This window comes from Pseudaeromonas sharmana (assembly GCF_042649925.1).
In the GTDB taxonomy this organism is placed as follows: domain Bacteria; phylum Pseudomonadota; class Gammaproteobacteria; order Enterobacterales; family Aeromonadaceae; genus Pseudaeromonas; species Pseudaeromonas sharmana.
Genome location: NZ_JBHSAF010000004.1, coordinates 1 through 3,532, shown reverse-complemented (window position 1 = coordinate 3,532; position 3,532 = coordinate 1). Strand labels below are relative to the sequence as shown.

Sequence of the window (3,532 nt, the reverse complement as noted above, 5' to 3'; positions counted from 1 at the left end):
ATTGTTAAAGAGCGTGACGACCGTGTCGTCGTGGGATGCGCATCTTACGCTTTCCCGGTTCGGAGTCAAGCACATTTTACCGTGTTCGCTCCGGGGCGTTTCGGCCCGGCTGATACCGCGTGGCGCCTGCTCCGAGGAGTGCGGGCCTTGCCGTGTCAGCGAGGCGGCATTATAGGGATATCAGCATCGCTGGCAAGCAAAAAAGACGATTATCTATCTTTATGAGCAAAAAACACACGATATCAGGCAAGGATATTACACTGGACGCACGCCTAAAGTATGGCAAATGGCATATGTTAGTTCGGAACGATTCAGTGTATAAAAATGAAAGTCTTTGACACCCTCGCGTGACAACACCCGTACCATATCTATCGCAATACTGGCACCAAGCAAATTACGTGTTGTCTGATCATCATCAGCGATCCCCTGAAATCTCTGATGCAGCCAGTGAGGAATTTTCACATTGGTGAATCCGGCAAATTTCTGCAGTGTCTTATAATTTGAAACAGGCAAGATTCCAGGAACGATTTCGGCTTCGATCCCAATTGCTGCACAGCGGTCTCTAAATCTCAGGTAGCTCTCCACGTCAAAGAAAAATTGCGTTATCGCCCTGCTTGCACCCGCATCAATCTTTCTTTTCAGATTTAAAAGATCTGCTTGAGCACTCTTTGCTTCTGGGTGCGTCTCTGGATAGGCAGCTACAGAGATATCAAAGTCTGCAACATCACGCAATAATGCAACAAGATCAGATGCATACATCTTAGGTAGCTCATTGGCGTTAGGCGGTAAGTCACCTCTGAGTGCAACAATGTGGCGAATCCCGCTATTCCAATAATCCAGAGCAATAGTTCTTAGCTCAGAAGGCGTAGCATCGATGCATGTAAGATGAGGTGCCGCGACGAGCCCAGTTCGTTCTTTTATATCTTTTATAACATTATGGGTCCGATCGCGTGTACCAGAGTTTGCGCCATAAGTTACGGATACAAACTTGGGTGCTAATGTACTTAAGCGAGCAATTGAGTTCCATAAAGTTTGCTCCATGAACTCAGTCGTAGGCGGGAAAAACTCAAATGAAACACTTATTTTCCCATTTAAATCTGCAAGACCTTGATTTAACGCTTCGACTTGTCGTGCACTTTCAAAACTCATTGCTCGTCCCTCATAATTGAAACGCGTCCATAGACATTTAGACGTCTAAATGTCCAGTAATAATCTATTTCTAACATTTTAAAGTCAATCGATTTATTACTATCAACAATCATACCCAGACTTGTAATGAACGACTGAGATCCTGCTTTGGTCATAATGAGTGGAGATCACAGACATGAGCATTACGATGGGGACGAAGAAATCAAACGTTGGACCGCCAAGCGCAAGACCGCTTTGGTCATGGACATCATCCAGGGCAAGACCACAGTATCCGAGGCGGCTCGCGGCTTCGATTTAGCTCCCTCTGAAATTGAGGAGTGGGTTAATGACGCCAAACAGGGCATGGAGAACGCTCTGCGCGCCAAGCCGTTGGATATCCGCGAGCAGTACGAGAAAGCTTCAAGAGGCCTATGGCGAAGCCATGCTGGAGTTACGTGCCAGAAAAAAGTTGGCCTCCCTGCTCGGCGAGGACGACAGATAGTCGCCGATGTTCAGCAGGGATTACGCGCCGAGGGTACCGAGGTCTCCGTCAGTAAAATCTGTCGTTGGTTTGGCTTGCCACGGCGCAGCTGGTATTACCGCAGCGTCAAGGCTGCACCCAAGGTTCAGGAGCATCTGGTTACGCCGATCAAGGCCATGATCGAGGAGAATCCATCCTTCGGTTATCGAACCGTGGCGGCACTGCTGGGCTTCAACAAGAACACAGTACAGCGCATCTTCGCGCTCAAGGGTTGGCAAGTCCGCAAACGTCCGGTCGGGTTTCGCCTGCGGATCCAGTGCTTGCCATCGGCGGCATCTGCCCCAAACCGACGTTGGGCGACCGGCTTATGTCGGTTCTGGGCCGGACGTGATGGCTGGTGTTCGTTGGCTCTGGTGATTGGTTGTCATACCCGAGAATTGTTGGGTTGGCATCTATCGCGCAGTGGTAAATCCAAGACTCTGGAGCAGGCCTTGATAACCCGGTTCGGATGCCTGGGACGGATAACTACGCCGTTCTTGTTACAAATGGGTTGGTGTTTACCAGTCGCAACTAGACCACGCTCGTTAAAGGCCATGGGCTACAAGATGAGTTCATCACGCCGCACACGTCAGAGCAAAGCGGCATGGTTGAGCGGGTGATCAGAACACTGAAAGAACAATGTGTGCATCGGCAGCGGTTCGAGATGTTACAACATGCCAGTCGAGTGATTGGCAACTGGATCCAGTTTTACAATCAGAAGCGCCCTCATCAGGCGCTGAAGATGAAAAGCCCGGTGCTGGCCTAAGCCCAAGCCGCTTAGTTGTGTAGGAAACGCAGAGCCATTGCAAGTCTCGCTAACGCGAGAATATAGGAAAAAAGAGGTATTCAAACATGGTTTATCGATGGGACAAAGCCAAGCGACAGCTTTGAAATTGAAGGTAATTATAAAAATTCTTCAAATCATAATACAGCAGCATAACTGGGTATGCGGATAGGAAAAAGTAGCATGCATTAGTATAAACAAGAAAAAAATGGCGCAGATACTGCGCCATTTTTACATCATTACTTCTTGTAATGAGTAGCCATGTTGTCCAGACGCTGGTTAGCGCGCAGAGCTTCTGACTTAGCTTCTTGAACGTCAGCAGCCAGCTTGCTTTGCTCGGAACGCAGTGCGCTCACTTCGCCAGCCAGTTGGTCAACCTTGGTGGTCAGGCCTTGAACATCGGCGCTCAGTTGGTCGGTGTTAGCACAACCAGCCAGCAGAGAAGCGCTCAGTGCAACAGTGCCCAGTAAAACTTGATATTTGTTCATGAATAACTCCCTGTAACTTGCAAGATAAAGGCAAGCATGTGCAGTATGGCACATATTATTCCCAATAGAAGCCCTAAATAAAATTTTTTATATCTTGAATTATCAGGGAAAATCTGATTATAGCTCTAGAAAGGAGCTTAACTTGGTCTTGTCAATTTACAGTACCATCATTAAGCAATATGACAAGTTCTTCTTTTAATATGATGTGCGATGAATCACTGAAATCCTGCTCAGGTCATACCAAGGCACGAGTGAAGATCTCAGACATGGGTTGCAATAGACCTGTATGATTGCCAGGCATGAGGTATGCTTCTATCAATGAGCAAATCCGTCGCTGATTACGCGACGGGCGTTGCCCATAACTAATAAACCCTACGATCATTACACAGCGCCAAGCAGGTGCTCAGAGCGTAGATCGGTAGCTCTGGGGGAGTAGCGCCTGTCACGTAGCCGCAGCCATGATAAACGTTTCAGGTACCAGAACAGTTCCTAATTAGAAACAATGGCAATCAAACGCAAAGCAAAAAGCCCAGACGGAAGTCTGGGCTTTGCTGTGTAGTGGCGGAACGGACGGGACTCGAACCCGCGACCCCCTGCGTGACAGGCAGGTAT

Annotated in this window: 4 protein-coding genes; 2 read left to right on the top strand and 2 right to left on the bottom strand. The window is 48.3% G+C overall.

The features are described 5' to 3' along the window. Nucleotides 1-255 precede the first annotated feature (255 nt). Nucleotides 256-1,149 (bottom strand): methylenetetrahydrofolate reductase, encoded by an 894-nt coding sequence (gene metF / locus ACFOSS_RS05930; protein ID WP_377151229.1) that lies wholly within the window; start codon nt 1,147-1,149, stop codon nt 256-258. Between the two features lie 156 nt (nt 1,150-1,305). On the opposite strand from metF, the gene ACFOSS_RS05925 reads away from it, so the two are divergent. Next, the gene (locus tag ACFOSS_RS05925) at nt 1,306-2,268 is read left to right on the top strand and encodes a DUF1153 domain-containing protein (protein WP_377151228.1); all 963 of its coding nucleotides are present in this window, start codon (nt 1,306-1,308) and stop codon (nt 2,266-2,268) included. After that, on the top strand, nt 2,265-2,414 hold the full coding sequence (locus ACFOSS_RS05920; protein ID WP_377151227.1) for an integrase core domain-containing protein: 150 nt from the start codon (nt 2,265-2,267) through the stop codon (nt 2,412-2,414). Before ACFOSS_RS05925 ends, ACFOSS_RS05920 begins: the two co-directional genes overlap by 4 nt. A gap of 257 nt (nt 2,415-2,671) precedes the next feature. Here ACFOSS_RS05920 and ACFOSS_RS05915 read toward each other — a convergent pair whose 3' ends face one another. Continuing rightward, nucleotides 2,672-2,920 carry an Lpp/OprI family alanine-zipper lipoprotein gene (locus tag ACFOSS_RS05915; RefSeq protein ID WP_377151225.1) on the bottom strand — a complete coding sequence of 83 codons (249 nt, stop codon included), beginning with the start codon at nt 2,918-2,920 and terminating at the stop codon, nt 2,672-2,674. Between the last annotated feature and the right edge of the window lie 612 nt (nt 2,921-3,532).